The organism is Streptomyces sp. GbtcB6 (assembly GCF_019091475.1).
Lineage (GTDB): Bacteria > Actinomycetota > Actinomycetes > Streptomycetales > Streptomycetaceae > Streptomyces > Streptomyces hyaluromycini.
Window position 1 is genome coordinate 397,849 of record NZ_JAGXJL010000005.1, and the last position, 26,672, is coordinate 424,520.

24 protein-coding genes and 1 pseudogene are annotated in these 26,672 nt (G+C 70.1%); 12 read left to right on the plus strand and 13 right to left on the minus strand.

The genetic code is table 11. From position 1 onward, the window contains the following. Window positions 1-52 precede the first annotated feature (52 nt). Window positions 53-622, plus strand: a complete 570-nt coding sequence (locus KVT45_RS12210; RefSeq protein WP_217546760.1) for a hypothetical protein — start codon at window positions 53-55, stop codon at window positions 620-622. 3 nt (window positions 623-625) lie between these two features. Here KVT45_RS12210 and KVT45_RS12215 read toward each other — a convergent pair whose 3' ends face one another. Then, on the minus strand, window positions 626-1,456 hold the full coding sequence (locus KVT45_RS12215; protein WP_217546762.1) for a helix-turn-helix domain-containing protein: 831 nt from the start codon (window positions 1,454-1,456) through the stop codon (window positions 626-628). Between the two features lie 103 nt (window positions 1,457-1,559). Here KVT45_RS12215 and KVT45_RS12220 point away from each other — a divergent pair, with 103 nt between their 5' ends. Next, entirely contained in the window at window positions 1,560-2,156 is a 597-nt protein-coding gene (locus KVT45_RS12220) for an NADPH-dependent FMN reductase (RefSeq protein WP_217546763.1), read from the plus strand. Here KVT45_RS12220 and KVT45_RS12225 read toward each other — a convergent pair whose 3' ends face one another. The 3 genes from KVT45_RS12225 to KVT45_RS57665 all read right to left on the minus strand — a co-directional run bounded on the left by KVT45_RS12225 (window position 2,157) and on the right by KVT45_RS57665 (window position 4,517). Continuing rightward, window positions 2,157-2,657 carry a DUF2165 domain-containing protein gene (locus KVT45_RS12225; protein ID WP_217546765.1) on the minus strand — a complete coding sequence of 167 codons (501 nt, stop codon included), beginning with the start codon at window positions 2,655-2,657 and terminating at the stop codon, window positions 2,157-2,159. 56 nt (window positions 2,658-2,713) lie between these two features. Beyond that, on the minus strand, window positions 2,714-3,868 hold the full coding sequence (locus tag KVT45_RS12230) for a hypothetical protein (protein ID WP_217546766.1): 1,155 nt from the start codon (window positions 3,866-3,868) through the stop codon (window positions 2,714-2,716). Between the two features lie 526 nt (window positions 3,869-4,394). Then, window positions 4,395-4,517: a hypothetical protein gene (locus KVT45_RS57665; RefSeq protein ID WP_302832492.1), complete on the minus strand. Its 123-nt coding sequence runs from the start codon at window positions 4,515-4,517 to the stop codon at window positions 4,395-4,397. 115 nt (window positions 4,518-4,632) lie between these two features. Between KVT45_RS57665 and KVT45_RS12235 the strand changes: the two genes are divergently transcribed. Then, window positions 4,633-6,075, plus strand: coding sequence for an aminotransferase class V-fold PLP-dependent enzyme (locus KVT45_RS12235; protein ID WP_217546767.1), 1,443 nt, complete (start codon window positions 4,633-4,635; stop codon window positions 6,073-6,075). 34 nt (window positions 6,076-6,109) lie between these two features. Here KVT45_RS12235 and KVT45_RS12240 read toward each other — a convergent pair whose 3' ends face one another. Beyond that, window positions 6,110-7,828: an ATP-binding cassette domain-containing protein gene (locus KVT45_RS12240; protein WP_217546769.1), complete on the minus strand. Its 1,719-nt coding sequence runs from the start codon at window positions 7,826-7,828 to the stop codon at window positions 6,110-6,112. Window positions 7,829-7,930: 102 nt separating this feature from the next. On the opposite strand from KVT45_RS12240, the gene KVT45_RS12245 reads away from it, so the two are divergent. Beyond that, complete coding sequence (locus tag KVT45_RS12245) at window positions 7,931-10,318, plus strand: tetratricopeptide repeat protein (protein WP_217546771.1); 2,388 nt, start codon at window positions 7,931-7,933, stop codon at window positions 10,316-10,318. A 41-nt stretch (window positions 10,319-10,359) separates the two neighbouring features. Here KVT45_RS12245 and KVT45_RS12250 read toward each other — a convergent pair whose 3' ends face one another. Further along, the gene (locus KVT45_RS12250) at window positions 10,360-11,037 is read right to left on the minus strand and encodes a 1-acyl-sn-glycerol-3-phosphate acyltransferase (RefSeq protein WP_217546773.1); all 678 of its coding nucleotides are present in this window, start codon (window positions 11,035-11,037) and stop codon (window positions 10,360-10,362) included. Window positions 11,038-11,216: 179 nt separating this feature from the next. On the opposite strand from KVT45_RS12250, the gene KVT45_RS12255 reads away from it, so the two are divergent. Further along, the gene (locus tag KVT45_RS12255; protein WP_254646610.1) at window positions 11,217-11,873 is read left to right on the plus strand and encodes a 1-acyl-sn-glycerol-3-phosphate acyltransferase; all 657 of its coding nucleotides are present in this window, start codon (window positions 11,217-11,219) and stop codon (window positions 11,871-11,873) included. Between the two features lie 14 nt (window positions 11,874-11,887). On the opposite strand, the gene KVT45_RS12260 is transcribed toward KVT45_RS12255, so the two are convergent. The 4 genes from KVT45_RS12260 to KVT45_RS12275 form a co-directional block, all read right to left on the minus strand. After that, the gene (locus tag KVT45_RS12260) at window positions 11,888-12,625 is read right to left on the minus strand and encodes a hemolysin III family protein (protein WP_217546776.1); all 738 of its coding nucleotides are present in this window, start codon (window positions 12,623-12,625) and stop codon (window positions 11,888-11,890) included. A gap of 22 nt (window positions 12,626-12,647) precedes the next feature. Next, a complete protein-coding gene (locus KVT45_RS12265; RefSeq protein ID WP_217546778.1) occupies window positions 12,648-13,349 on the minus strand; it encodes a hypothetical protein in 702 nt (233 codons plus the stop codon). Window positions 13,350-13,583: 234 nt separating this feature from the next. Next, window positions 13,584-13,781 (minus strand): DUF397 domain-containing protein, encoded by a 198-nt coding sequence (locus tag KVT45_RS12270; protein ID WP_217546779.1) that lies wholly within the window; start codon window positions 13,779-13,781, stop codon window positions 13,584-13,586. Continuing rightward, window positions 13,778-14,596 (minus strand): helix-turn-helix transcriptional regulator, encoded by an 819-nt coding sequence (locus KVT45_RS12275; protein WP_254646689.1) that lies wholly within the window; start codon window positions 14,594-14,596, stop codon window positions 13,778-13,780. Before KVT45_RS12275 ends, KVT45_RS12270 begins: the two co-directional genes overlap by 4 nt. Between KVT45_RS12275 and KVT45_RS56215 the strand changes: the two are divergent. The 5 genes and pseudogenes from KVT45_RS56215 to KVT45_RS56220 all read left to right on the plus strand — a co-directional run. Then, window positions 14,535-14,741, plus strand: a pseudogene (locus KVT45_RS56215) (helix-turn-helix domain-containing protein); the annotation flags it as partial. The gene KVT45_RS12275 and the pseudogene KVT45_RS56215 sit on opposite strands and share 62 nt — an antisense overlap. A 125-nt stretch (window positions 14,742-14,866) precedes the next feature. Next, window positions 14,867-15,232 carry a hypothetical protein gene (locus KVT45_RS12280; RefSeq protein ID WP_217546783.1) on the plus strand — a complete coding sequence of 122 codons (366 nt, stop codon included), beginning with the start codon at window positions 14,867-14,869 and terminating at the stop codon, window positions 15,230-15,232. Beyond that, window positions 15,229-15,489 carry a hypothetical protein gene (locus KVT45_RS12285; protein ID WP_217546784.1) on the plus strand — a complete coding sequence of 87 codons (261 nt, stop codon included), beginning with the start codon at window positions 15,229-15,231 and terminating at the stop codon, window positions 15,487-15,489. The genes KVT45_RS12280 and KVT45_RS12285 overlap by 4 nt, the downstream gene beginning before the upstream one ends. 157 nt (window positions 15,490-15,646) lie before the next feature. Then, window positions 15,647-16,759 (plus strand): ADP-ribosylglycohydrolase family protein, encoded by a 1,113-nt coding sequence (locus KVT45_RS12290; protein ID WP_217546786.1) that lies wholly within the window; start codon window positions 15,647-15,649, stop codon window positions 16,757-16,759. Between the two features lie 39 nt (window positions 16,760-16,798). Then, window positions 16,799-17,401 carry a ferredoxin gene (locus KVT45_RS56220; RefSeq protein WP_254646612.1) on the plus strand — a complete coding sequence of 201 codons (603 nt, stop codon included), beginning with the start codon at window positions 16,799-16,801 and terminating at the stop codon, window positions 17,399-17,401. 199 nt (window positions 17,402-17,600) lie between these two features. Here the strand turns inward: KVT45_RS56220 and KVT45_RS12300 are convergent, their stop codons facing one another. After that, window positions 17,601-19,175: a sodium:solute symporter family protein gene (locus KVT45_RS12300; protein WP_217546787.1), complete on the minus strand. Its 1,575-nt coding sequence runs from the start codon at window positions 19,173-19,175 to the stop codon at window positions 17,601-17,603. A 217-nt stretch (window positions 19,176-19,392) separates the two neighbouring features. Continuing rightward, window positions 19,393-20,181: an SDR family oxidoreductase gene (locus tag KVT45_RS12305; protein ID WP_217546789.1), complete on the minus strand. Its 789-nt coding sequence runs from the start codon at window positions 20,179-20,181 to the stop codon at window positions 19,393-19,395. Window positions 20,182-20,611: 430 nt separating this feature from the next. Here KVT45_RS12305 and KVT45_RS12310 point away from each other — a divergent pair, with 430 nt between their 5' ends. Beyond that, entirely contained in the window at window positions 20,612-22,582 is a 1,971-nt protein-coding gene (locus KVT45_RS12310) for a SpoIIE family protein phosphatase (RefSeq protein WP_217546790.1), read from the plus strand. A 51-nt stretch (window positions 22,583-22,633) separates the two neighbouring features. On the opposite strand, the gene KVT45_RS12315 is transcribed toward KVT45_RS12310, so the two are convergent. Continuing rightward, complete coding sequence (locus KVT45_RS12315) at window positions 22,634-23,872, minus strand: CdaR family transcriptional regulator (protein WP_217546792.1); 1,239 nt, start codon at window positions 23,870-23,872, stop codon at window positions 22,634-22,636. 330 nt (window positions 23,873-24,202) lie between these two features. Here KVT45_RS12315 and KVT45_RS12320 point away from each other — a divergent pair, with 330 nt between their 5' ends. Beyond that, window positions 24,203-26,644, plus strand: coding sequence for a SpoIIE family protein phosphatase (locus tag KVT45_RS12320; protein ID WP_217546871.1), 2,442 nt, complete (start codon window positions 24,203-24,205; stop codon window positions 26,642-26,644). Window positions 26,645-26,672: the final 28 nt, after the last annotated feature.

Genomic DNA, 26,672 nt, shown 5'->3' on the forward strand with positions numbered 1-26,672 from the left:
CGACCCCTGTGCGAACAGTCGGGGGGCCTCATAACGGAGGAGATGCGTACCCGTGGCTGCCCGACTGCTGCCCTCCTGGGTCTGGGTCTCCGGCCTGACGGCCGGGGCGACGGTCGCCGTCGTCTTCGTCGCCCTCCAGGCCGACAAGGGGCCGCACCCCACGGCCGCGGCGGTCCGCCCGTCGGCGAGCGCGTCGGCGGGCGCCCACGCCTCCGCGTCACCGGCCCCGACGAAGGCCCCCGCGGTACCGGCGGCCTCCGGCACCGGCCGCCGGATCGTCTACTCGCTGGGCGCCAAGCGGGTGTGGACGGTCGACGCGAGCGACAAGGCGACCCGCACGTTCACGGTGTGGCCGGGGACGGTCAGTCCCGACCCCGGCACGTACACGATCTCCAAGACCCTGGCGTCCACGACGGGCTCGGACGGCGTCCAGATCGAGCACATCCTCTACTTCGCCGCGAAGTCGGGGCTGTCGATCGCCTTCTCCAACGCGGTCGACGGCTCCTCCCCGGCGCCCGCCGCCGGCAAGCAGACCAGCGGCATCCGGATGCCGAAGGCGGACGGCACGGCACTGTGGACGTTCGGCACGGAGCCGGACACCAAGGTGACGGTGGTCAAGTAGCCGTCAGGAGATGGCGCGGAGTCTCGGTGGCCTGCGGAGCCGCTCGACGGCCCCGGCCGTCTCCTCGTCGGCGGGCAGCAGGACGACCAGCTGCTGGGCGTCCTCGGTGATGTCGAGCGTCTCGCGCCGCAGGCGCAGTTCGGTGCCCGAAGGGTGCCGCAGCCGCAGGACCCCGCGGGCCGGGACCACGTGCCGGTTCATCCGGCGGGTGAAGTCGGCCCCGGCGACCGGCGCCAGCTCCGCCGTGAACCACTCGCTGTTCTCGACGGAGGGCCCGAGCCACAGGTCGAAGGCCTGCTCGTCGGCGACGGCGTCCCAGTCGGTGAAGAGGTCCCGGGCGCGGGGGTCGGTGAACACGTACCGGGTGAGATTGGGGATCTCGGCGTCCAGGAGCCCGGTCCCGCCCATCACCGCCTCGTACGACCCCGTAAGGGCGAGGATGTCGCCGAGCCGGTTGGTGACGAGGGCGAGGCCGGGTTCGAGGAGGCGGAGGGTCTCCAGGACGGCCGGCCGCACCTCGCGCCGCGGCGGCGCCGGCTGCGGGTGGGCGACGCACTCACCGCCGGTGATCTTCGCGAGGTAGCGGAGGTGGGCGCGTTCGGCGGGACCGAGGCCGAGGGCGTCGGCGAGGGCGTTGACGACGGCCACCGACGGATTGCGGTCCCGGCCCTGCTCGATGCGTGTCAGGTACTCGACGCTGATACCGGCCCGGTCGGCGAGGTCGAGCCGCCGCAGTCCCGGCGAACGCCGGCGGCGGCGCTCGGGCAGCCCGAGCACGGTCGGCTGGATGCTGTCGCGCTTCGCCCGGACGAAGTCCCCCAGCGGTGTCCCCATACGGTCGAGGATAGGCGGACCGGGGTTCCCGCAGCGTGGCCTTGCGGGGGCCAGCCTGCGCACGGTCTGGCCGGTCCGCCGGCGCGGCCGCAGGGTGATGACCATGAACAGCGACACGCACAAGCTGGTGATCCTGGTGGGAAGCGTCCGGGAGGGCCGATTCGGCCCGGTGGTGGCGCGATGGGTGGCCGAACAGGCAGCCGCGTACGACGGCTTCGAGGTGGAGGTCGTGGATCTGGCGGCGTACGACATCCCGTTGACGCTGCCGGCGGAGTCACCGAAACACGCGGGCGACGCCTATCCCCGCCCGTCCGGGATGAGCGGACTGACGGCGGCCCTGGCGGCGGCGGACGCGTTCGTCATCGTCACCCCCGAGTACAACCACAGCTACCCGGCATCGCTGAAGGCGGCCATCGACTGGCACTTCACCCAGTGGGCGGCGAAGCCGGTGGCGTTCGTCAGCTACGGCGGCGCGGCCGGCGGCCGCCATGCGGTGCTGCACCTGGAGAACGTACTCACCGAACTGCACGCGGTGACCCTCCGGGACGGCCTGGCCTTCCCGAACTACTTCACCGCGTGGCAGGACGGCCGCCCCCTCGACCCCCAGGTCGCCGGGTACGCCAAGGCCCTCCTCGACCAGCTGGCCTGGTGGACGGCCGTCCTTCGCGCCGGCCGCGAGGCGGCTCCCTATCCCTCCTGATCAGCCCTCCTGATCCGACGGGCTGAGCTGGACGACGATCAGGGCGAGGCCGGTGAGGACCAGCACCCGGGTCGCGGCGTCCAGCCCGTTCCAGGTCTTGGACTGCCACATGGAGAACCACTCACCGCCGATCCCGATGAACCCGGCGCCGAAGAGCAGCACGAGCATCAGCAGACCGTAGGTGGAGACGCGCCGCGCGCGAACGTTGTCACGGCGGACCCAGAGCCAGGTCCCGGCGATCAGCACGAGCGCGGCCACCGTCTCCCACACGATGATGGCGACGTAGGCGGCGTTCTCAAGCCCCTTGTCCGTTATGGCCCGCCACATCAGGTCGTCGTCCTTGAACGTCGTGTCCATGGCCAGAACATGCTGGACGAAGGCCTGGTTGGTACCGAAGTCGGTGATGTTCCCGAAGGCGACGAGGGCGATGTAGAGGGCGACGCTGCCGGTGAGAACGGCAGCGGCGAGTGAGAGGGCACGGGGCCCGTGGGAGGTGGACATGCCACCGTCCTTCCCGCTCCCCGCCGTTCACACCCTTCTGTTCAACTCGTCGGCGGTCAGTTGGGGCAGCCGGGAATCGCCGGCGAGCTGGTCACGCAGTTGTTGGGAGTGTTGTTGACGACCTGGCTCAACGCAACGAGGTTCACCGTCCCGCCGGTGTTGTAGATGCCGCCGGCGTTGTCGGTGGCGGAGTTGGAGCTCACACGGGAGTTCAGCAGCGTCGCCACGGCGCCCGCGAACCGGTTGTAGATGCCGCCGCCACGGGTGCCCGCTCCGGTCGCGTGGTTGTCGCTGACCGGACTGAGGTTCAGGGCCAGCGGACTCCTTTCGTTGTAGATGCCGGCGCCGGCGAGGTCGCCGGCGGCGGCGCCGGTGGCGGTGTTGCCGGTGACCTGGCTGTTGTTGAGGGTCGTGTTCGCGGCAACGGCAATGCCCCCGCCGACGACGCCGGTGTTGTTCGTGATGCGCGTGGCGTTGAAGGCCGTCGTATTGAAGAGGGAGACGACGCCGCCGCCGAAGGTGCTGGTCGCGGTGTTGCCGGTGACCGTGCCGCCGTTGAACACGAGGCTGCCGCGGTCGGCCTCCAGGCCGCCGCCCCGAGGCGCCGTGTTGCTGCTGAGGCTGCTGTTGTTGACCTTGACGGTGCCGCTGTTGGAGAAGATGCCGCCGCCCTCGAAGTCGGCGGCGTTGTTGGTGACCGTCGCGGCGTTGAGCGTGAGCGCGGAGCCGGCACCGTTGACCAGGACGGCGCCACCGACACCGACAAAGAAACCGGGTGCATGGCCGTTGCTCAGGGTGAGGGAGTTGAGGGTGAGGTTCCCCGGGGCGTCGACCTCGAAGATACGGAAGAGCGCCGCCGACGACCGGGTGATGGTGTCATTGAAGCCGGTGACCGTCACCGTGCTGGTGATGACCGGTAGTCCGTTGCTGTCGTTGTCCGCGCCGGTGAGGGTGTAGGTGCAGCCCGGAAAGAGGTTGACCGTACCGCCGGTTGGGTTGACTGTGTTGATCGCCGCGATCAGGTCACTTGCCGAGCAGGTCAGAACGTTGACCGTCGCCCGTTTCGTGGCAGTGGACGATCCGTCGGGACGTGCGGCACGGTGCAGCGGCAGCGAGGGCGTGCGGGTGTCGACCAGCCGTGGCGCCGAGGGGGGCGGGGTCGGGCTGGGCGTCGGCCTGAGGTACGGCCAGGGCCACCAGGCCGGCAGCAAGAGTCGTTGTGCCTGCTATGCCGAGAGTGCCGAAGCGCATGGGGATTTCCCTTCGGGGTCGCGAATGGAATGGACCGGCCCGGTGCGCGCACCAGGCCAGGGGCAAGCGCCTTTGAGCCGTCAGCGGTCAACAAATGCGCGCGACGCACGAACAGCTCGCGCGGCAGTTGGTGAAGGCGCTCGCTCCCTGAGTGTGTGAGGACGGCTTGTGCCGCCCCGAGGGAGGGGTGCGGCCAGGGACGGCGGTAAGCCCTCAACAAGGATGGCTCTGTGTAATGTGCCGCGCGCACTGAGTGGCCAACCGGGTGAAGGGTATGACGGCGCCAACGTGCCTGACCTCGGTGCGCGATCGGCCGTACTGCGTCGAGCCGGCGTTTCACGGGAACGCGGCCACCACCCGATGTCGGTCGGCTGCGGTTCCACGGAGCCGCACGCGGTGACGGTCCGGGACGGCCCGGCGGCCTTCCCGGACACTTCGACGGCCGTCCTCCGCGCGGGCCGCGAGGCGGCTCCCTGTCCGTCCTGATCAGCTCTCCTGGTCCGAGGGGCTGAGCCGGACGACGATCAGGGCGAGGCCGGTGAGCACGGCAGCGGCGAGCGGAAGAGCACGAGGTGCCTGGGAGGTGGATACGCCACCGTCCTTCCCCACCCCGGCCAACCACGGCCCCCTGTCCGACAGTTGGCGGGCGGTCCGACGTCGTGGCGCGGCGGCGAACCGCTCGCACGCGGTTACCTTTGTCGAAGTTTCATGCGAAGGAGTTCTCATGGACACGGCAGACGCCGCCCGATGTACAAGCGCCGGGGGAGCGGAAGGTCCCGACGGCTTCGCGGAGTTGCGGACGCGCGAGTTCGGCTACCTCGACGAGGGCGGACACACCTACCTCGACCACACCGGCGCCGGACTTCCCCCGCGCTCCCTCGTGATGGGCAGCGCCCGGCGGATCACCGGCGGACTGTTCGGCAACCCGCACTCCGAGAGCCCGGCCTCCCGCGCCTCCGGACTCCTGCTGGCCGAGGCCCGGCAGGCGGTGCTCCGCCACTTCAACGCGGACCCCGACGAGTACGCCGTGATCTTCACCCCCAACGCCACCGGCGCCCTGCGCCTGGTCGGTGAGGCGTACCCCTTCACCCGCGACAGCAGACTCGTGATGTCGCTCGACAACCACAACTCGGTCAACGGCCTGAGGGAGTACGCGCGGGCACGGGGAGCCGCGACCGTGTACGTACCGGGCCTGCACATCGACGAGCGGCGCCTGCTCGCCGCCCTGTCCCCACCCGGCCCGCGCCGGGCCGCCGGCGGCCTGCTCGCCTACCCGGCGCAGAGCAACTTCACCGGCGTCCAGCACTCACTGGACTGGATCACCGCCGCCCGGGAGCACGGCTACGACGTACTGCTCGACGCGGCGGCCTTCGCCCCGACCAACGTCCTGGACCTGAGCCGCCACCGTCCGGACTTCACCGCCGTCAGCTGGTACAAGGTCTTCGGACACCCCACCGGCATCGGCAGTCTGATCGCCCGCCGCGCGGCCCTCGCCAAGCTGCGCCGCCCCTGGTTCTCGGGCGGCACCATCTACGCCGTCAGCGCCCAGGCCCAGTGGCACGTCCTCGCCGCCGACGAGGCCGCCTTCGAGGACGGCACGGTCAACTTCCTGTCCCTGCCGGACGTGACCGCCGGACTCGCCTGGATCGACGGCATCGGCATGGACCGCATACACGCCCACGTCACCGCCCTCACCGCCCAACTGCTCAGCGGGTTGAGGGCATTGCGGCACAGCGACGGCTCCCCGCTGGTCCGGGTGTACGGCACCGAGCGCGCCGGCGCGGACCGCGGCGACGCGGACCGCGGCGGTACGGTCGCGCTGAACGTGCTTGGCGCGGACGGCCGGATCGTCGACGAACGCGTCGTCACGCGCGACAGCGCCGCGCACGGCATATCCCTGCGCACGGGCTGCTTCTGCAATCCGGGCGCCGGAGAAGAGGCGTTCGACCTGCCACTGACCCGGCTGCGCTCGGCGGCCGACACGCAAGTCGCCTCGCTGGACGAGTACTTGGAGCTGCTGGAGCTGCCGTCGGCGGGCGCCGTGCGGGTCTCCCTGGGCGTGTCGTCCCAGCCCGGGGACATCGGGACGTTTCTGACGTTCGTGACGGAGACCTACCGGGACCGGGTGCCGACGGCGGCCGGACTGGCCGCGCGGGAGAGCTGCTGAGCCCCTGTCGCCCTGCCGCTCACCCTGCGGCGGATCACCGTCCCGCCCGGCTCCTCGCCGCCCCGTCCCGGCACTTGCGCACCAGGATCACCCATGTCCAGGCCAGGAACACCAGCGCGAAGCCCGCCAGGACCCACCACCCGCGGCTCGCCGGATGCCCGAACGAATCCCCGTACGACGCCAGCAGCGGCGGACCGAGCGGCGAGCGGCCCTCCCGCCACAGCGACTCCAGCCCCACCCCGCTGCCCAGCGCCTCGAACGCCCAGCGGTTGGTCATCGCCCAGCTGATCGCCTTCCCGGCCACCGTCATCCGGGGCACCGGCACGAAGGCGCCCGAGAACAGCACCTGGGGGAAGCAGAGCAACGGCAGCATCAGCGTCGCCTGGCCCGGCTCCGACACCGCCGCCGACGCGAGCAGCCCCAGCGCCAGAGCGGCGGCCGAGGCCAGCACACTCGACGCGAACAGCGACCCGTACGTGTCCCAGCCCGCCGCGGGCAGCCGGTCCAGAGCACGCAGCACGACCAGCAACAACGCGTCCGCGACGGCGAGCACCGGCAGCATGGTGGTCAGCTTCGAGGCGACGTAGGGACCGATCCGCAGCCCCGCGAGCCACTCCCGGCGCAGCACCGGCAGCTCGGTGCAGATCTGGAGCAGGCCGTATGTCAGCCCGAAGAAGAACGCACCGAACGCGATCCAGAACATGATCATCGCCGAGGAGCCCGGGTCCGGTGCCGCCGGATCGAACGCACCGGCCCGGAACAGCACCGCGAACATCGCGACGATCATCACCGGCGAGCCCGCCAGGACGGCGACCGAGAGCCGGTTGTGCAGCAGCAGCGCGGTACCGCGCCGGGTCAGCAGCGCCCACTGCCCCAGGACACCGACACGCGGCGGCCGCGGCGACGGTGATGCGGCATCAGGATGCTCGACGTCCTCGGGTACGGTCCGCGCCACGCGCGCGCCGCCCGCCACCGCCTCGTACACCTCCTCCACGGTGCCGACCCCGAAGGCCTCGAACAGGGCGTGCGGCTCACCCGCGTACGAGACCTCGCCACCGGAGGAGAGGAACACGACCTGGTCGGTGCGGAGCAGATCGGCGAGGACATGTGTGGTCAGTACGACGGTGGTGCCGTCCTCGGCCAGCGTCCGCAGGGTGCGCAGCAGGGCCGCGCCGGTGACCGGGTCGAGCCCGGACGTCGGCTCGTCGAGGAAGAGCACCCTGGGACGGGTGAGCAACTCGACCGCGATACTGGCCCGTTTGCGTTCGCCCCCGCTCAGCGCGCGCACCGGAGTCTCCGCCCGCTCCGCCAGACCGAGCGTGTCCAGCACCCGGTCGACGGTTTCCAGCACGGTCCCGGCCGGCGTGCCCGGAGCCATCCGCAGACCCGCCGCGTACACCAGGGTGCGGCGCAGCGGCAGCTCGCGGTGGATGATGTCCTCCTGCGGAACGAACCCGAAGTCCGGCCCCGGCGGCCCGGGGTGCGCCCCGTCGTGCAGCACCTCGCCCTCGGTCGGCGCGCTCAGCCCCGCCAGCGTCTGCAGCAGCACGGTCTTGCCCGCACCGCTGCTCCCGGCGATCACGGTGAGCTGCCCCGGGAGGACGTCGATCGATATGCCGTTCAGTATCCGCCCTCCGCCACGGACGTCCCGGCTCACCCGACGCGCCCGCAGGCGCAGGCCGTTGACGGAGGGAGCGGAAGCCTCTACGGACGCGGGCGGGGGCGAGGGCGGGGGCGGGGGCGGTGTCGACATGGGGGCAGCATGTCAGGTGTGCCCCGGGCTCGACAGGCGCCCGTGGCCCGATGCCGGGGCCTCTGCCAGACTGCGGGCGGAGTGGCTACGGGGGTGCAGCTGATGGGGTCGACACGGCCGTCGATGCAGGAGCTGATCGGGCGGCGCCGGAGGGCCGGGTTCGTCGGACGGGTCGAGGAGCGGGCCGCGTTCCGGCGGAACCTGGAGCTGCCGCCCGAGGACGAGCGGCACCGCTTCCTCTTCCATGTGCACGGTGACGCGGGCGTCGGGAAGACCCGGCTGGTAAGGGAGTTGGAGCAGATCGCCCGGGAGGCCGGGGCGCTGACCGCGTATGTCGACGAGGGCGTGGCCGGCGTGCCCGAGGCGATGGCTGTGATGATCCGTCAGTTCGCGGTCCAGGGGCGGCGGTTCAAGGAACTGGAGCGGCTGCTGGCCGCGCACCGGGAGCGGCGGCACGAGGCGGAGGCCGCCCTGACGATGGGCGGACCGGAGGACCGGGAGGGGCCGTCGGCGGGAAGCCTGGCCGTGGCGCGGGCGGCCCAGGTGGGACTGGGGATGGTTCCGGTGGCGGGCGCCTTCGCCGCCGCCCTGGACGCGGATCGCCTCGCCGAAGGCGCCGACCGGCTCCGGGCCCGCTTCCGCAGCCAGGAGGACGCCCAACTGGTCCTGTCCCCCGAGCGTGTACTCACCCCCGTGCTGCTGACGGAACTGGCCGGGGCGGCCGACACCGCGCCCTGGATCGTCCTCCTCCTCGACACCTACGAGCGCACCGGCCCGTTCCTCGACCCCTGGCTGCACGACGTGATGACCACCGACCGCCATGGCGCCCTCCCCGCCAACGTCGTCGTGGTCACCTCCGGCCAGCACCCGTTCGACACGGCCCGCTGGGGCAGCTTCGCGGACTTCAGGACGGACCTGCCGCTCGGCCCGTTCACGGAGGCGGAGGCCCGGGGGCTGCTCGCGGACAAGGGGGTGCGGGACGAACCGGTGGTCGCCGAGGTACTGCGGCTGACGGGCGGGCTTCCGGTGCTCGTCTCCACCCTGGCCGAGTCCGGGCCCGTCGGCCCCGGGGAAGTGGGGGATCCGAGCGCCACGGCGGTCGACCGGTTCCTGAAATGGGAGCGGGACCCCGTGCGGAGAGCGGCCGCGCTGGCAGGCTCGCTGCCCCGACGGCTCGACGAGGACGCGTTCCGGTCCGTCGTGGACGGTTCCGAGGACCTGGCGGGCGCGCTCTTCGCATGGCTGAGGGGCATGCCGTTCGTCAGCGAGCACGGGGGGCGGTTGCAGTACCACGACGTCGTACGGGCGCCGATGCTCCGGCTCCAGCGACTGCGCTCACCCCAGGGCTGGGCCGAGCGGCACACCCGGCTCGCCGAGGCGTACGGCAGACGGCGCACGGAGGCCGAAGCCGGCCTGCGCCCCGATGAGTTGTGGGCGGACGAGGGGTGGCGGGAGCTGCGGCTAGGCGAGTCGTACCACCTGCTGTGCGCGAGACCCCGCGCCGCGCTCTCCGGGACTCTGGCCGATGTCGTCACCGCCTGCGTCCACGGCGACGATGCCGTACGGCCCTGGGTGCGGCTGCTGGCCGAGGCGGGCGAGGACGCGGACGCCGAGGCGGTACGGACCTGGGGCGGCGACCTCTCCGAGGCGCTCGCCGCGGGCGGGCTCGCCGGACTGCTCCGGCTGCTGCTAGGCCGCGCCCGGGGCGACGAGCCGTGGCGGGCGACGGCCTGGGCGCTGCGGGCCGACGCGCTCGGCCGGGACGGCGCGCCCGAGCGGGCCCTGGAGGAGTACGACCGCGCCCTCGCCCTGGACCCGGCCCTGGTCCGCGCCCGCCGCGGCCGGGCCGTCACCCGGGGCTGGACGGGCGACTACGAAGGTGCGCTGGCCGACCTCGACCGGCTGCTCGAACTGGAGCCGGACAACCCGTGGAACGTCATCCTGCGCGGCGAGCACCACCGACTCGCACGCCACCACGACGAAGCGGTGGCCGACCTGAGCGAGGGGATCAGACGCAACCCCACCAGCGAGTTCGCCCTGGCCTCCCGCGGCGCCGCCCATGAACGCCACGGTGACCTCGACGCGGCCCTGGCCGACTTCGACCACGCCCTGGAACTCAAGCCCGACTACGCCTGGGCCCTCGCCCGCCGCGCCCGCGTCTGGCGCGGCCTCGGCGACCAGACCCGCCGCCTCGCCGACCTGGACCGGGCCCTGGCCCTGCAACCCGACTGGGCCTGGGGCCGCTGCGAACGCGGCGACGCCCTGCGCGTCACCGGCCGCGACGAGGAGGCCCTGGCCGACTACGACCGCGCCCTCGAACTCGACCCCGGCTACGCGTCGGCCTACGCGAGCCGAGGCGTGTCCCTGTCCAACCTGGGTCGCCACGAGGAAGCCCTCGCCGACCTGGACCGCGCCCTCGCGCTGAACCCGGAGTACCCCTGGGCCCGGGAGCAGCGGACCGCGGTCCGCCACCGCATCGCCGAAGCGTGAACCCGCCATCCCGCAATGCTGAGCGGCCACGCTGAAGACGCTCAATGATCCGCCGTATCCCGCAGTTCGGCCAGCAGGTCGTGCAGAGCCGCCATGATCTGCTCGGTTATCGCGTCGAGGCTGGTGGCGGTCGGCTCCGTGCCGGCCCAACTCGAAAGGTCTATCGGGGGACCTGCCACGGCGGTCACCGGCGTCCGCGAGCGCAGGTGCCACTTGCGGGTGCGTGGGTCGAACACCTTCTGCGGGCCCCAGGTCACCAGCGGCACCACCGGTGCCGCCGTGGCCAGGAACAGTCGCGCCACACCGGTCTTTCCCTGCCGTGGCCACAGATCGCCGTCCTTGGGCGTGGTTCCCTCGGGGTAGATGACGAGGCACTCTCCTGCCTGGACGGCATCCGCCGCGGCAGCGAGCACCGAGGCCGCGTCATCGGTGCCGCGATATACCGGTATGCATCCCAACAGATGGAGAAATGCTCCCAGGATCGGGGCTTCGAGCAGGCTCGACTTGGTGAGAAAACGCGGCCAGCGCCCGGCGTCCCTCAAGCATTGCCATACCACCAGGGGGTCGAACTCCGAAACATGGTTGACGGCTATGATGCAGCCGCCCTCCCGGGGGATATGTGACAGACTCGACCAGTTTCGCTTGGTCAATGACAGTGTGAAAATCCTTAACAGGCCGCTTCCGCACCGCCGCCGAAATTCCTTGGTGCGCAGATCCACGCTTGATCTCCCCGTCCGGCTTTCAGGTGACCCTGGGAGAGTACCGAGGCGAACCTCGATGAACAGGATCATGAGACACCAGGGATGGATCCGGCTATCGTCGTGCGGACCGGGCCGCGGTGCGGACGTGCCCGATCGCTGTCCTGCCGGATACGACAAGATACCCGAAAATGACATACTTGATATTCAAGGCCACCGTCCTGTCGGCGCTGCGTATCTGGTTTCGCCCCAAGGTGGACGGAATTCGTAATCTGCCTCCCGGGCCGGCGATCATCGCCGGTAACCATCTCTCGTTCTCCGACACGTTCTTCCTGGCTGCGGTTCTGCCCCGCCGGGTCACCTTTATGGTGAAATCCAGCCTCTTCACCGGACCGGGCGTCAAGGGGTGGCTGATATCGCGGTTCTTCCGCAGCCTGGGTCAACTGCCCGTCGATCGTGACGGAGGTTCCGCGGGCGACACCGCTCTGCAAACAGGTGTCCAGGTGCTGCGGCGGGGTGGCCTTCTCGGGGTTTTCCCGGAGGGCACGCGTTCTCCCGACGGCCGGCTGTACCGGGGCCGCACGGGCATTGCGCGGATCGTGCTGGCAACCGGCTGCCCGGTCGTCCCGGTCGCCCTGATCGGCACGGACCGGATCCAGCCGCCCGGTGCCACCGTGCCGAAGCGGGCCCCGCTGGTCATACGCATCGGCGAACCACTGGACTTCCCTGCCGGGGAAGGGGCGGAGTCCGACCGTGCGGCGCTTCGCGCGATCACGGATGACATCATGCGCGGGGTGCAGCGACTGTCGGGCCAGGAATACGCCGACGAGTACTCTCCGGGGCCCGGGCTTCGCTGACGTGCGCCTCTCTGCTACCTGCCGTGGTGCACCGCGATCGAGATCGCGGTGTAGTGGCAGGCGAAGGCCACGAGGGTGAAACCGTGGAAGATCTCGTGGAAGCCGAACCAGCGCGGCCAGGGGTTCGGCCGCTTCAGGCCGTACACCACCGCGCCGACCGAGTACAGCACGGTCCCGGTGATCATCAGCGCCTCCACCGCGGCGCCGCCGGGCTGCGGGAAACCGGGCAGGTAGAACACCACGGTCCAGCCGAGCACCAGGTAACAGGGGACGTACACCCAGCGCGGGGCGGAGAGCCAGAGCATCCGCACCGCGATGCCGATCAGTGCCCCGGCCCATACCAGGCCCAGCAGCACGGCCGCCGGCTCACGCGGCACCCCCGCCACCACCAGAGGCGTATACGTCCCGGCGATGACCAGGAAGATGTCGGCGTGGTCGATCCGGCGCAGCAGGGCGCGGGTCCGCGGGTTCCAGGTGCCGCAGTGGTACACCCCGCTCACTCCGAACAGGAGGCAGGAGGTGGCCGCGAACATCGCGCACGCCACCGCGGAGCGCGTGGTGGGCGCCAGGCATGTCAGCACGATCCCGGCGGCCAGCACGGGCGGGAACGCCCCGGCGTGCAGCCACCCTCGCAGCTTCGGCTTGACCGCCTCGACACCGGTGCCGCCCCGGCGCACCGTCTGCCGCGGCTTCTGTCCCTCCTGGTCGGTCAGTCTGCGCACACGGACGGGCTCGGCCACCGCACCTCCCATGGTCGGATCGGACGACACCGCACTAGAGGGCGCGAGCGCAGTACGCGGTGACGTCCAGCCCGACTCGGCTCAACAGCGTGTCCGTGCTGAGAAGGATGTCGTTCTTGCGGGGGCAGTCCTCCCCTTTGGCCGTCTCCGCCACGACTTTGTAGCCAGGCACGTCGTCGCCCTCGCAGGCGACCTCCTTGTACCTCTCGTCTTCCTCTGCCAGGCAGTCGCCCACGCGAATCTCCATCCCGCCACCGCCCGGGTCACCGGGGTGCGGCCCCTTGAGGTACCGGACGCAGGCGTACTGGGTAGCGGCGGCGAACGCGACGAAATTGCTGTGGCCGGCGAACTCCTGCCCCATCCCCGTGCCCCTGGTGATGCCCAGCACGTCGTCGGCGTTGTCGGGACAGTAGGGGGCGTAGGAGGAGGAGATGCGCCCGTCGAGATCCTCCGTGCTGTAGTACACGACCTTGCCCTCGGCCGCGGCGTCGTCGCACGCCACCTCCTGGACCTGGCCCGCCTCGACGGGGTCGGCCACGGCCGCGTAGCAGTCCCCCTTCGCCATCAGCACGCCGTCGTCGTCCACATACGGCGACGGGGTCGGAGTCGGGGACGGGTCGGCCGACGTCACGTCGACGCTCGGGGAGGAGGAGGCCTCCTTGCCGCCGGCCCGCTCGTCGTCAGAGCCGGAACAACCGGCCAGCGCCAAGCCGGCCACCACAACCCCCGCGACCACGCTCGAAGCGACTAAGCCATGGCCGTCCGTGCTCCCCAGTCTCACCGGACTTTCCCCCTCGCCCCGCTCGTGCGCCGCGCAGCACCCGATTCATCAAGCATGAGGGACGCACACCCGTCACACAAGGTTTGCGATTCTTCGCTGGGCCTCCCCAACTCGACCTCTCCATAACGGAGTTGGGTGAAGCAGCCAAGAGCTCACTGAGCCGCTGCGGCAGCCCGCAGGTGCGCAGCGCTACCGGGCGGACAGCTCCTGCGTCGCGGAGCAGAAGAACGCCCATGAGGAGGCCCCGAACGCAAGCCGAGCGCCGTCCTTGTCCTTGGAGTCACGGACGTGGACGGTGGTGGTGACGGGGGATATGGCGACCTCGACGCAGTCGGGGCCGTCGTTGCCGCTGTAGGTGCTCTTGAACCACGTGAGCGTGGAGGTCATGTCGGTTCTCCAAGGATTTTCTCGATGAAGGCCACAGACTCCCGTGGCGGAAGAGCCTGCGCCCGGATCATTCCATAGCGCATCTCCAGGGTCTGGACTTCCCGGGGATCACTGAGCACACGGCTGTACTGCTGCCCTTCGGTGTGCGCCAGGGTCTTGCCGTTGCGGAGTTTCAGCAGCCGGATGGAGCCCATCATGCCCGCGTGGTCCTCGCAGTCGGTCGGCATGACCTGGATCGAGACGTGCCGCAACTTGCTCATCGCCAGGAGGTGTTCGAGCTGTCGACGCAATACGATTCTGCCCCCGACCGGTCGTCGTAGCGTCACCTCTTCCTGGACGAAGGTGAGCTGTGGCAGGGGGACACGCTCGAACACGGCCTTCCGCGCCATCCGTGCGGCGACCAGCCGCTCGATCTCCTCACTTGTGTAGGCGGGCCTCCGCATCGCGTACAGCGCCTGCGCGTATTCCGGAGTCTGAAGCAGTCCGTGGATGTGAAGTGCGGCGTAGGCGCCGAGCTCTGACGATTCGTCCTCCAGCTTCGCCAGATCCCGCACGTTCTTCGGATACCGAGCCCGCTCCACGTCCTCCTTCATGAACGCGAGCTTTCCGCCCGCCCCCAGCACCTCATCGGCCTTCTCCAGGAAGTCGGGCTTGGGGATCCGCCGCCCCCGCTCCACGGCGGACACCATCTCCTCGCTGTATCCGATGGCGGCGCCGAGCTCGCCCTGGCGCATCCCGGCGGCCTCCCGCCACACGAGCGGCCAGCCGCAGGACCCGATCAAGCACCCGGCGGCCTTACTCGCCCACCGCCTCAGCGACCTCCTGCCCCCGGCCCTCCCCCTCCGGGCCCCCGCACCGCCTTCACCACCGGCCTTCCGGCCGGATCCCTTGCAGACCTGTGACGGCTGCGAACGCGCGTTCCGCGCCGCCGAACCCGGGTGGTGCCGCGGCTGTCGTCCAGTCGGCGCAGTGGCCTGGGAAACCGGGATGCCAGAGATGAGTTTCATGGCAAGCGCCGCCAAGACGCCGCGCCGCCGACTGCCCGGGTACCGTACGAGGACCGAGCCACCCGCACCGGGGCCCCCGTGAGTGCCCAGACCGACGGCCCGATCGAACCGCTGATCCCCATGCCCGAGCTCACCCCGGATGCTCTGCGGGCGGCGGTCGCGCGGATTGCCCCGAGCCGGATCCCGGCCCTCACCCAGCACCTCTTCGAGGCCACGACGAACGCGCAGCAGACCCAGAGCCTCGCGCCGCTGCGAGCCTTCGTACTCCCCCAGAGGGGGTACCCCCAGTGGGCCGTGTTCGTGTCGATCCAACGCCATCCGGAACGCGCCGCGCGCTTGCGTGAGCTGGAGCGTATCGTGGACGCGGGTGAGCAGGACCCGGCCGCCGCCATCACGGAGATCCAGGCCATCCGGGAGACGGCTGAGGCGGAGACCGGGCTGTGACGGACCGGGCCTGGGACTACAACCCGAGTGCCGAGTACGTAACGGATGGCCTGCCACCTGGAGCGGTCGCCGAGGTCGAGCGCCTTGCGACCGAACTGGCCGCCCTGGGACAGGACTCCGTGAAGGTCGGCAGGCCTCTCGACCGGGAGGGCGGGCTGCGTGAATTCGACATCCTGGGTGGGCGGGGGTTCATCAGTTTTCTTCCCGTGCCACGCCACGAGCGTGTCTGCGTCTGCAACGTCACCTGGTACGGCTGACCCCTTTCTCCCTGTCTGACCTGGCCGAAACCCGGTCACCCGGGAGCACACAACCCACACTTCGCATACCTAACTGCCCCCTGAACGGACCGTTCCCGGTCGATTACAGTGCTGACCGCTTGTATGTACGGACGGTGCCCGTGAGGAGGTCATGGTGGTGAGTCCGACGTTGGGTGCCGTCTGGGGCCGGGTCGAGCAGCAGGACTTCCGGAGCAGGGTGCGGGGGACGCTGCTGGGTACTGCCGTGGGGGATGCGCTCGGCGGTCCCGTCGACGGGCTGACGCTGGAGGAGATCCGGGCGGCCTACGGGGCCGAGGGGCTCGTCGATCTCGGGTTCGGGTACGGGCGGCGCGGGAGCGTCACGCATCACACGCAGCTCACCCTCTTCACCGTGGACGGGTTGATAAGAGCCCAGGTGAGGAGGGACACGGGGGCCTGGCATCCGCCTACCGACCTGCATCGGGCCTATCTGCGGTGGGCTGCTACGCAGAGGGACTGGGGGCCGGACGAGCGGCGGGCGGAGGACGGGTGGCTCGCCAGAGAAGAGTGGCTGTACGCGCGGAGGGATCCCACCCGCGCGCTGCTGCTCGGGCTCGGCGACGAGAAGATGGGGACGCTGGAGTCGCCGAAGAACCCGGACGACATGGGACCGGAGGCCGTCGCGCGGTCGGCTCCGTTCGGGCTGCTCGTCGGCTGGGAACCGCAGCTCGTCGTCCAGCTGGCCGTGGAGTGCGCGGCGCAGACGCACGGGCATCCGACCGCCTGTCTGTCGGCGGGCGCGTACGCGGTGATCGTGCACGCGCTGGCCCGGGGGGACTCGCTGGACGGGGCCGTCCAGCGGGCGCTGGCGGTGCTCGCCGCCCGGCCGGGGCACCGGCCCGTGTCGGACGCGTTGCAGCACGCGCTCGGGGCGGTACGGCAGGGGATGCCCTCCCCGGCCCGGGTCGAGGAGCTGACGGGTGACGGAGCGGCGGACGGGATGCTGGCCGCGGCCGTGTACTGCGCCCTGGTCGGGGAGGACGTGCGGCACGGGTTGTGCCTCGCCGTCAACCAGGCCGGGCCCTCCGCCGTCGCCGGCGCCCTCACCGGCGGCCTCCTCGGCGCCCTGCACGGCGAGACGGCCCTTCCGCCGGCCTGGGTGGCCGAACTGGAGGGCCGCCAGACCATCCTCGAACTCGCCGACGACTTCGCGATGGAGATGACCCAGGGGCCGGCCCTGCACAGTCCGGTGGGTGCGTCACCGGGGTGGCTCGCGCGCTATCCGCGTTAGCTTGAGTTCCGAGGTGATCTCGCCCGGTGGGAGGCGGACGTGATGGAACAGGCTTGGGATCGAGAACTTGCGCACTCGGCGGCACGGATGCGGCGGCGGCTGATGGCCTATCCGACCGAAGGGCGCTGGCAGGAACTGCGGTACTGGGATCCGTTGCCCACCGCCCGCGAGCTCACCAACTCGATGGGCAACGGGCGCTGGGAGGACCGCAGCTGGCTCAACGTGCCCGGTCCGTTCTACGCGGGCGTGACCGACGACGGCCTGAACGGCCCGTACTACCTCCCCGACCACGTGCTCTCCAGCGACGAGCACTACGAGTTCGTGTACCGCCAGCCCGCCAATCCCCGCGAGGTGGCGGGACTGGTGGAAATCGCCGCCGACGAACCGCAGGGCGGCTACGCCTGGGACGGCGACCAACAGTGGACTCCCGAAGCGGTGAGACAGTGGTGGGCCGGGCGCGAGTCGGTCCGCGCCTGGACAGCCGAGGAGCTCGACGACCGCCAGAACGAGAAGGAAGCCCTCCACCGGTACGCCGCCTACTTGGACGACGGCCTGGAGGACTACCTGCGCGGCTACCTGTTCTGGCTGATCGAAAACCGCGAGCCCCGCACCGACGAGGAACTCCCCACGCTGAGCCTGTGACGGACCACTGATTCCGGTGCTGTCCGGGTCAGGGGGGCCTTCTACGACTGCCTGACTGCCAGCGCGGACAGGCTGTTCTGCCACGTCTACGGGCGGCCGCGAGAATGCGTGCGGCGGCGCCCGGCGGGCCGCACACACGACTCGGCCCGCCACGGGGGGGCGGGCCGAGTCACGTGCTCCGTATGCCGGTTGCCGTCGGTCAGTCCTTGACCGGTGCCCCCAGGGCGTCGCCGCTGCCCGCCTGTGCGGGAACCGGGACCGCCGCGGCCGCGCTGTCCCCGTCCGTGTTCACGGTCTCGATGACCGCCAGGCGTTCCGGGGTGTCCTCCGGCTTCAGGAAGCCGATGAGGATGTAGAGGACGAGGGAGACGGCCAGCGGGACGGACACCTGGTACTGGAGCGGGACGCCGCCGTCCACGTTCCAGTTGATCGGGTAGTTGACCAGCCAGAAGGCCAGCAGGCCGGCCGCCCAGCTGGTGAGCGCGGCGGTCGGGCCGGAGCGGCGGAAGGGGCGCAGCAGGCCCAGCATCATCGGGATCGCGATCGGGCCCATCAGGCCTGCCACCCACTTGATGACCACGGTGATGATGTCCTTGAAGGTGGGGGAGTTGACCTGGGTGGCCACCGCCATGGACAGGCCGAGGAAGACGACCGTGGTGACGCGGGCCGCGATCAGGCCCGAGCGTTCGTTCCAGGCCCGCGCCCGCTGCGAGAGGACCGGGGCCACGTCACGGGTGAAGACGGCCGCGATCGCGTTGGCGTCGGAGGAGCACATCGCCATGGTGTGGGAGAAGAAGCCGACGACGACCAGGCCCAGCAGGCCGTGCGGGAGGAGCTGTTCGGTCATCAGGCCGTAGGAGTCGGAGCCGTCCGGCTTCTGTGCGTGGACCAGGAGCGGGGACATCCACATGGGGAAGAAGAGGACGACCGGCCAGACCAGCCAGAGGGCGGCGGACAGGCGGGCGCTGCGCTCGGCCTCCTTCGGGCTGCCCGTCGCCATGTAGCGCTGGGCCTGGTTGAGCATGCCGCCGTTGTACTCGAAGAGCTTGATGAAGAGGAAGGCGAGGAGGAAGACCGTGCCGTAGGGGCCGACGAGCGGCTTGCCGTGGCCGTGCAGGGCCGGCTGGTCCCAGGCGTCGAAGAAGCCGATGCCCTTGTCGTTCAGCTTCAGGACGACGGCCACGAACATCGAGACGCCGGCCAGGAGCTGGATGACGAACTGGCCGAGTTCGGTGAGCGCGTCCGCCCACAGGCCGCCGATCGTGCAGTAGACCGCCGTGATCGCGCCGGTGATGAAGATGCCCTGGTTGAGGGAGACCCCGGTGAACACCGACAGCAGGGTGGCGATCGCCGCCCACTTCGCGGCCACGTCCACGATCTTCAGCAGCATGCCGGACCAGGCCAGCGCCTGCTGGGTGGTGAGGTTGTAGCGGTTCTTCAGGTATTCGAGGGGGGACGCCACGTGCAGGCGGGAGCGCAGGCGGTTGATGCGCGGGGCGAAGAGTTTCGAGCCGATCGCGATGCCGAGCGCGATCGGGAAGGACCAGGTGACGAAGGACGTCACGCCGTAGGTGTAGGCGATGCCCGCGTACCCGGTGAACATCACCGCGCTGTAGCCCGACATGTGGTGCGAGATGCCGGACAGCCACCAGGGCATCTTGCCGCCCGCGGTGAAGAAGTCACTGACGTTGTCGACGCGTTTGTGCGACCAGACGCCGATCGCGACCATCACACCGAAGTAGCCGATGAGCACGGCCCAGTCGAGCCCGTTCATACGCCCCCCTTCCAGGGTCCGCCTACTGAACTCCGCTCAGCTGGCTGGCACTTCGCATAAGCGGAGTGGGGACGGGGAAGGCCGCGAAGTGCCCGCTCATCGTGGGTTCCCTTACGCGGGCACGACAAGCGGGCGTATGGTCAAGGGAGAGTAAAATCGTTCGCCTTCCTGACCTTGGTTCATGGATATGAATAGTTGGGCGGCCTGGAACCGGCCCCTAGCGCATCAGCTCCCCCGCGTTGACCAGCAGCGACTGCCCCGTGATGGCCCGCGCCCGGTCCGACGCCAGGAACACCGCCGCGTCCGCCACGTCCCCGTCCGTCGCCAGCTCCGGCAGCGCCATCCGCCCGGTCAGCCGGCCCAGCACCTCGTCCTCCGGCACCCCTTCCGTGTGCGCGGTGAACTGGACGTACGCCTGCACCGGCGGCCCCCACATCCAGCCCGGCAGCACCGTGTTGACCCGGATCCGGGACGGCCCCAGCTCCCGGGCCAGCGAGTACATCGCACTGGTCAGCGCGCCCTTGGAGGCGGCGTACGCGGCCTGCTTCACCTGCGAGGGCGCGGCGACGGCGGACTGGGTTCCGATGAAGACGACCGAGCCGCCCCCCGCGGCCTTCATCTGGGGCAGGCACGCCCGGGTCATCCGCAGCGTCCCCAGCAGGTTCACGTCGATCACCGAGGCCCAGGTCGCGAAGTCGGCGTCCTCGACCCCGCCGAAGTAGGAGTCCCAGGCGGCGACATGGACCACCGCGTCGATCCCGCCGAACCGCTCCCGTGCCAGCTCCGCCAGCGCCTCGCACTGGCCCTCGTCGGTGATGTCGGTGGCCCGGTACGCGGTCCGGGTGCCCTCCGGATCGATCCCGGCCGCGCTCTTCGCGAGGTTCGCCTCGGTCCGCGCACCGAGCACGGCGTTCCCGCCGTCCCCTACGACGGCCGCCGCGACCTGGTGCCCGAGCCCGGCGCCGACTCCCGAGACGACGACGGTCTTGCCCGCGAGCAGCGACATGGAAGCCTCCTGAACCCTGGTGCTTTATCTGACGGAGCGTCAGAGTATGGGCGACCACCGGAAAGGGGAACCGCATGAGCGACGACACCCGCAGCGAGACGTACGCCGAACTCGCCGCCGTGGGGCCGTACTCGGAGGCGCTCTCTCTGCAACTCTCCTGCAAACGGCCCGCGTCGGCGGACACCGATCAGCCTGCGCATTCCGGATCAGGACGGATCGGTCAACGGCGGCCACGGCGGTCCTGTCGAAGCCGCCAAGGGGCGCCAGAGGCCGTGGGCCATTGCCGTGGCCGCTGTACTGCCGTTTCCAGCGGGTTCCCTGCCGTCGTCACTCGGCGCGGGCGGTCAGATATGCCCCTTGTCGGCGTATCGCGGCAAAATGCGGGAAAATGGCGCAAGGGGCTGTTTCGGTATTTGCCAGGGAGCCACAGATGGACGCCTCGGACGAACTCCTTCGAGGGGCTGACCCGGCGTGTCTTCTGACGCTGGACGGTGTCATCCGCAGCCTCAACGATGCGATGGCCACTGCGCTGGGCAGGTCGCAGGAGCAGTGCCTGGGACGGGACTTCGGGCATATGTGGCCCGCGAACCAGCGGATGTCGGCCGAGAGTCTCGTAGCCCACGCCGCCAAGATGAAGACGGTCGCGATGCGGGTGCTGGACTTCCCCGGGCCGGGCCGAACACCCGTTGCCTGCTTGATCGAGGCACGGACGGTCAAGGATCCCGCCGGTGATGAGCAGCTGGTCTGGGTGCACGCACTGGATGCGCGAAACGACCTGGCCAGCTTGGTGATCCCGTTCCGGCTGGCCACCACGGCCGCCCGCCTCGGCCTGTGGATGTACTCACCCCATGACCACCAGATGGAGTGGCTCGGTGGCGCACCCACCCTGGCAGCGCTCTTTCCGGATCCCGCTACATCGCTTTCCGCAGTGATCTCGGCGGTGCACCCTGACGACCGGGAGGCCTTGCGGCAGCTCCTGCGCTCGGCCTCCGTCCGGCAGTCCCCCTGGGTGAAGTTGCGGTACCTCCCCGAGCACGACGGCTGGCACCAACTGGCCGCCCAGACCCGTCGGATCCAGTTGGGATACGGCGGCCCCGAGCGGATCTTCGGAATGCTCCGCGACGACACCAAGCAGGCGAAGCGCAAGGAGAAGGCGCAGGCCGCACTGACGGCCGAGCGGCAGCGCGCCAAGGACATCGCCGACTTCTCCTCCGCCTTGATCACCGCAGCCACCGAGCAGGAGCTGCAGCAGGTCGCCCTGACCCGGCTCGCCGCGACCTTCGGCGCCACCGGCGCCCTGCTCGCACTCGTCGACGAAGGCCGCCTGCGCGTCTCCACCGATGCCGGGATAGCCATGTGGGAGGTCGACGTCCTGCACGGCCTGCCACTGGACCATCCGAGCGCCCTGCCCGAGGCGATCCGCACCGGCAAGCCGCAGCTCATCCTCGACCGGCAGGACTACCTCCGCCGCTGGCCGCACGGGGTCGATTTCCCGCGGCTCGGCCGACTCGGCCGCGACTACGCCGTGTCCATCACCCCCCTCAGCGAGTCAGGCAACCAGCCGCTCGGGGCGTGGCTGGTGACCTACGGCAGCGGATACCGGCCGTCCTTGGACGAGCGGACCCTCATGGGCACGCTGGCCGACCTGGCAGGTCAGGCACTGAGGCGCATCAGGCTCCAGCAGGCACGGGTCGAGCTGGCCACGGCACTGCAGCAGACCATGCTCCCCACGCTGCCCGAGCACCTCCCGGGGCTGGAGGTCTCCGCCCGCTACCGGCCCAGCCGGGACGGGCTGGACATCGGCGGAGACTGGTACGACGCGTTCGTGATGCCCGACGGCGCCATCGCCCTGGAGATCGGCGACGCCCAAGGGCACGACGTGGGCGCCGCCGCGGCCATGGGACAGGTACGCGCCTCCATGCGCACGATCGCCGCCCACGAACCGGATCCCGCAACCGTGCTGACGCGCACCAACGACCTGCTCGTCACGATGGACACGACACGGTTCGCCAGCTGCACCCTGCTGCATATCGACCCGGACAACGGACAGGTCACCGGCACCAGCGCCGGCCACGTGCCGTTGCTGTGCGCGCGCAAGGACGGCAGCCACAGCATCCGCGAGCTGGCGGGCGGCCCGGTCCTGGGAGTCGTGCCCGACACCGAGTACCGCGAGGAGACCTTCACCCTGGACGAGGACAGCGCGCTGGTCATGGTCACCGACGGCGTGGTCGAAGGACCGGGCCTCACGCTGGACGCCGGACTGGAGCGAGCCGGCACACTGGCCGGCACGGCCCTCCACGACGGACTGAACGCCGAGGAGACCGCCGACCGCATCCTCGACGCCGCGGTCGCGGTGGACCACCTCGACGACGTGGCCGTGCTGGTCATCCGACGCACCTGACGGCGCCCACGCCCGCACGGCCTGACTGCGGGACCGCCGAACTGGACGCCCTCAGCGGCGATGCCGAGGACTCCCACCGCGCCGGCGCACCTTCGTGTCGCCTCCGGACGGCTGCATGACCGTGGAGCCGAGGTACTTGACGGCGAGCAGGGCGACCTCAAGATCGGTGTGTCCTGCCCGGACCGAGTGGCCCATGATCGTCTCGGCCTTGCGGATGCGGTAGTGCACGGTGTTCTTGTGCAGGATCTCGTTGCTTGCCGTAGCGGTGTAGTTGCATCCGGTCGCAAGGAAGTCGTGCAGGGTCTCTCGCAACTGTGCGCACTGCTCGTCGTCGACGGCCAGCGGCCCGAGGACTCTCCCCACCCAGGTGCGCAGATCCGGGAGGTTCTTGCACATCAACGCGACTGGAGCGACCTGGGAGTACGCGGTGAACCGATGGCCGGGACTCGCCGCCGTGGCAAGCTCCTGTGCGCGTAGTGCCTCCCTGTTCGTGCTGCGGAACCCCTCGATCCCGCGCTGCACGCTTCCGGCGCACACCTGCACGGAGGGTTCGCCGCTCTCCACCACACCGGACAGCCGTTCCCAGGAGACCTCGCTGTGTGCACCGAAGGGCAGCCAGGCCCAGGCCAGTCCTTCGTCCCGGGGTATGAACAGCGGACTGGCGGGACAGTCGAGTTCCTTTGCGATCCTGTGGGTGAGCTGGTCGAGCCGGACCAGTCCGGCGCCGCCACCGGTCAGCCCCGGCAGCCAGGCCACCAGCCCGAGGTGATGCTGTCGCAGGCGGTAGCCGAGAGCGGATTCCGCCGAGTCGAGGTCCGTCTCTTCCCCGGCCAGGATGCACCGCACACGCGCGGCACGTACGGCGTGCCGGCTCAGCAGCCAGCGTTCTCTCTCCAGGCGGTACACCTCTATGACATGCTCGGTGATGCTGTCGATGTAACCGAAGCTCACTTTCAGCATGCGTCGGTTGACGGCGGCGGAGACAACGTCGTCGGCGCCCTCGCGGGAAAGCTCGTCCAGGCACCATTGCAGGAAACGCCAGTGCCCGATCCTGTAGGCCCGGATCAATGCGCTGACAGAGATATCCCGCTGAGCCAGTCTCCTGGCATGCTCATTGGCTGCGGAAAGCCCCTCAAGATTTTCCAGAGGGATGTCGTTCTCAAAGATGTGCAGCAAAGTGGCAACATTTTCCTTGACGCTCGCCAGTAGGATCCTCTCGACGGCGTCATCCCCTCTGACCTGCGGGATTTCGATGAGCAAGTGTTCCCATACGTCGTGAGAGATTTCCATGAGGTGTGACTCTATGTTTGCCGCACTCACGGACAGTTCCCGTGCAGGTTCCGGACGCTCCATGCCCATGTCCCAAAGGCTACGGCGGTGATCGATTTGTTTCTATGTCACAAGCCGCAACCAGAAGATGGTGATTTACGTCCGGCACCTCTCCCGTTTCCCGCTCTTACCCTCGTTCTTACTGTCCCGATCCGGACGGCACGGCCCCGATCCTCCCGGACGGCGAGGAGCGGCGGCGCCCCGACCGCCGGCCGGTGCGAAAACGGTCGCCCCGCCGTCTCCGGCCCGATTCCTGGAAATCCACGTGATGGGAGAAATCCGGTGACCGAGATGTTCCAAGGCAGCCTCTGCGAGCGACTGGAGCCCCAGGAGACGCCCGACGCCGCCATCGCGATGACCGACGCCGAGGGGACGGTGGTGGGATGGACGAGTACGGCGCAGCGGCTCGTCGGTTACCCGGCTACGGAAGTGGTCGGCCGGGCCGTCTCCACGATCCTGCCCGTTACCTGCCGCACACTCCTGGAGTGGGCGTCGACCGAGGAGTGCCTTGCCCGGGGCGGCTGGTCCGGCACCGCGACCGTCCGGCACCGCGACGGCCACACCCTCAAGGCGAGCCTGCGGTTCTCGCTGCTGTGGGGGCAGGACCGGGAAATCCACTGGCTCATCTCCGGCACCGACATCGCCTCGCTCTCCCCGGTGACGACCACCGGATGGGTACGGGACTCACTTCTCACCCGTACACCGATCGGCGTCGTGGTTCACGACCGGGACCTGCGCTGCGCCTGGACCAACGACGCGATGGAGCGGCAGGACGGCATTCTTCGCGATCAGCGGCTGGGACGCCGTCTCCCGGAGACGCTGCCCGGCATCGAAGCCGAAAGGCTGGAGGGGGTGATGCGACAGGTCCTGGACAGCGGCATCACCACGGTCCACGAGTACCGGGCGTGGCCGCCGGCGGATCCGCGCCGTGAGCATGCGATCGCGGCCTCGTACTTCTGCCTGCAAGGCGCCGACGGCCGGGCCATGGGGGTGTGCTGCACGAGTGTGGACGTCACCGGCAGCCAGCGGGCGCGCGAGCGTCTGGCCATCCTCAGCGAGGCCAGCACGCGCATAGGGAACAGTCTGGACGTGATGCAGATCGGTCAGGAGCTGGCGGACCTCGCCGTACCCCTGCTGGCCGACTACGTCAACGTCGACCTGGCGGAGTCGATCCAGTTCGGCGAAGCACCCTTCGCCCGCATCGGCCCGTCGGACGACCAGCGCCGCATTCTCCGGCGCGCGGGCATCGCCTCGATCCACCGCGGGGTCCCCGAGTCCCCGTGGGCCCGCGGTGAGCTGGTCGCCGTGCCACCCGACTCGCCCCTCACGAAGGTCCTCTCTTCCGGCCGTTCCCATCTGGAACCGGTCCTGGACCGCTCTCCGGGCACCTGGTTCGACCGCGACCCCGACCGGGCACGGACCATGCGCGAGAACGGCATGCACTCCCTGCTGGTCGTCCCGATCCGTACGCGGCACGCCTTCCTGGGTACGGCGGTGTTCATCCGCACGGAGGAACCCGCGCCGTTCCAGGAGGACGACCTGCTCCTCGCCGAGGAACTCGTCAGCCGGACGGCGCTGGCCCTGGACAACGCCCGCCGGTACGCACGGGAACGCAGCGCGGCCCTCACCCTGCAACGCAACCTGCTCCCGCAGCGTTTGAGGGAGGGCACGGCCATCGAGACGGCCTCACGCTATCTGCCGGCCGATGCGGACAACGGCGTCGGGGGCGACTGGTTCGACGTCATCCCCCTGTCCGGCGCCCGGACAGCGCTCGTCGTGGGCGATGTGGTGGGACACGGCATCAACGCCGCGGCGACCATGGGCCGGCTCCGCACCGTGGTACACACGCTCGCGGATCTCGACCTGCCCCCCGACGAGCTGCTGACCCACCTCGACGACACGGTCCGGCGGCTGGCCGAGGAAGACGCCGACTCCCAGGACCCGACCCGCATTACCGGTGCGACCTGCCTGTATGCCGTCTACGACCCCGTCACCCGGAAGTGCACCATGGCACGGGCCGGGCACCCCCCGCCCGCGGTCATCGACCCCCACGGCAAGGTCGCCTTCCCCGACCTGCCCTCCGGAACGCCGCTCGGCGTCGGGCTGGGGGTCCCTTTCGAAGCCGTCGAGCTGGAACTGCCCGAGGACAGCAGGCTCGCCCTGTACACCGACGGCCTGATCGAGAACCGCGACCACGACATCGGCGCCGGCATGAAGCACCTGGGCGGCGCCCTGGCATGCCCTGGCCGGTCCCTGGAAGACCTCTGCTCCTCGGTGATCGCGCAGATGCCGACTCAGTCACCGGGCGACGATGTCACCCTGCTTGTCGCGCAGACCCATGCGCTGAACCCGAGACAGACCATGTGCTGGGAACTGCCCAGCGACCCGGCCGTCGTCCGCCATGCCCGCACCTTGGTCACCCGACGACTGGCCCAGTGGGGATTGGAACGTCTGGAGGCGTCCACCCAGCTGATCATCAGCGAACTGGTCACCAACGCCGTCCGTCACGCCACCGGACCGATCCGCCTCCGTCTGATCCGGCACCAGGTCCTGACCTGCGAGGTCTCCGACACCAGCGACACCCTCCCCCGGCTGCGCCATGCGTGCACCAGCGACGAAGGCGGCCGCGGCCTCTACATCGTCGCGCAGCTCTGCCGGCGCCACGGAGCCAGGTGCCTGACGAGCGGCGGCAAAACCGTGTGGGCCGAACAAGAACTCGACCCCGGGATCTGAGACGGGGCGTGGTCGTCCCGGGGCCGGG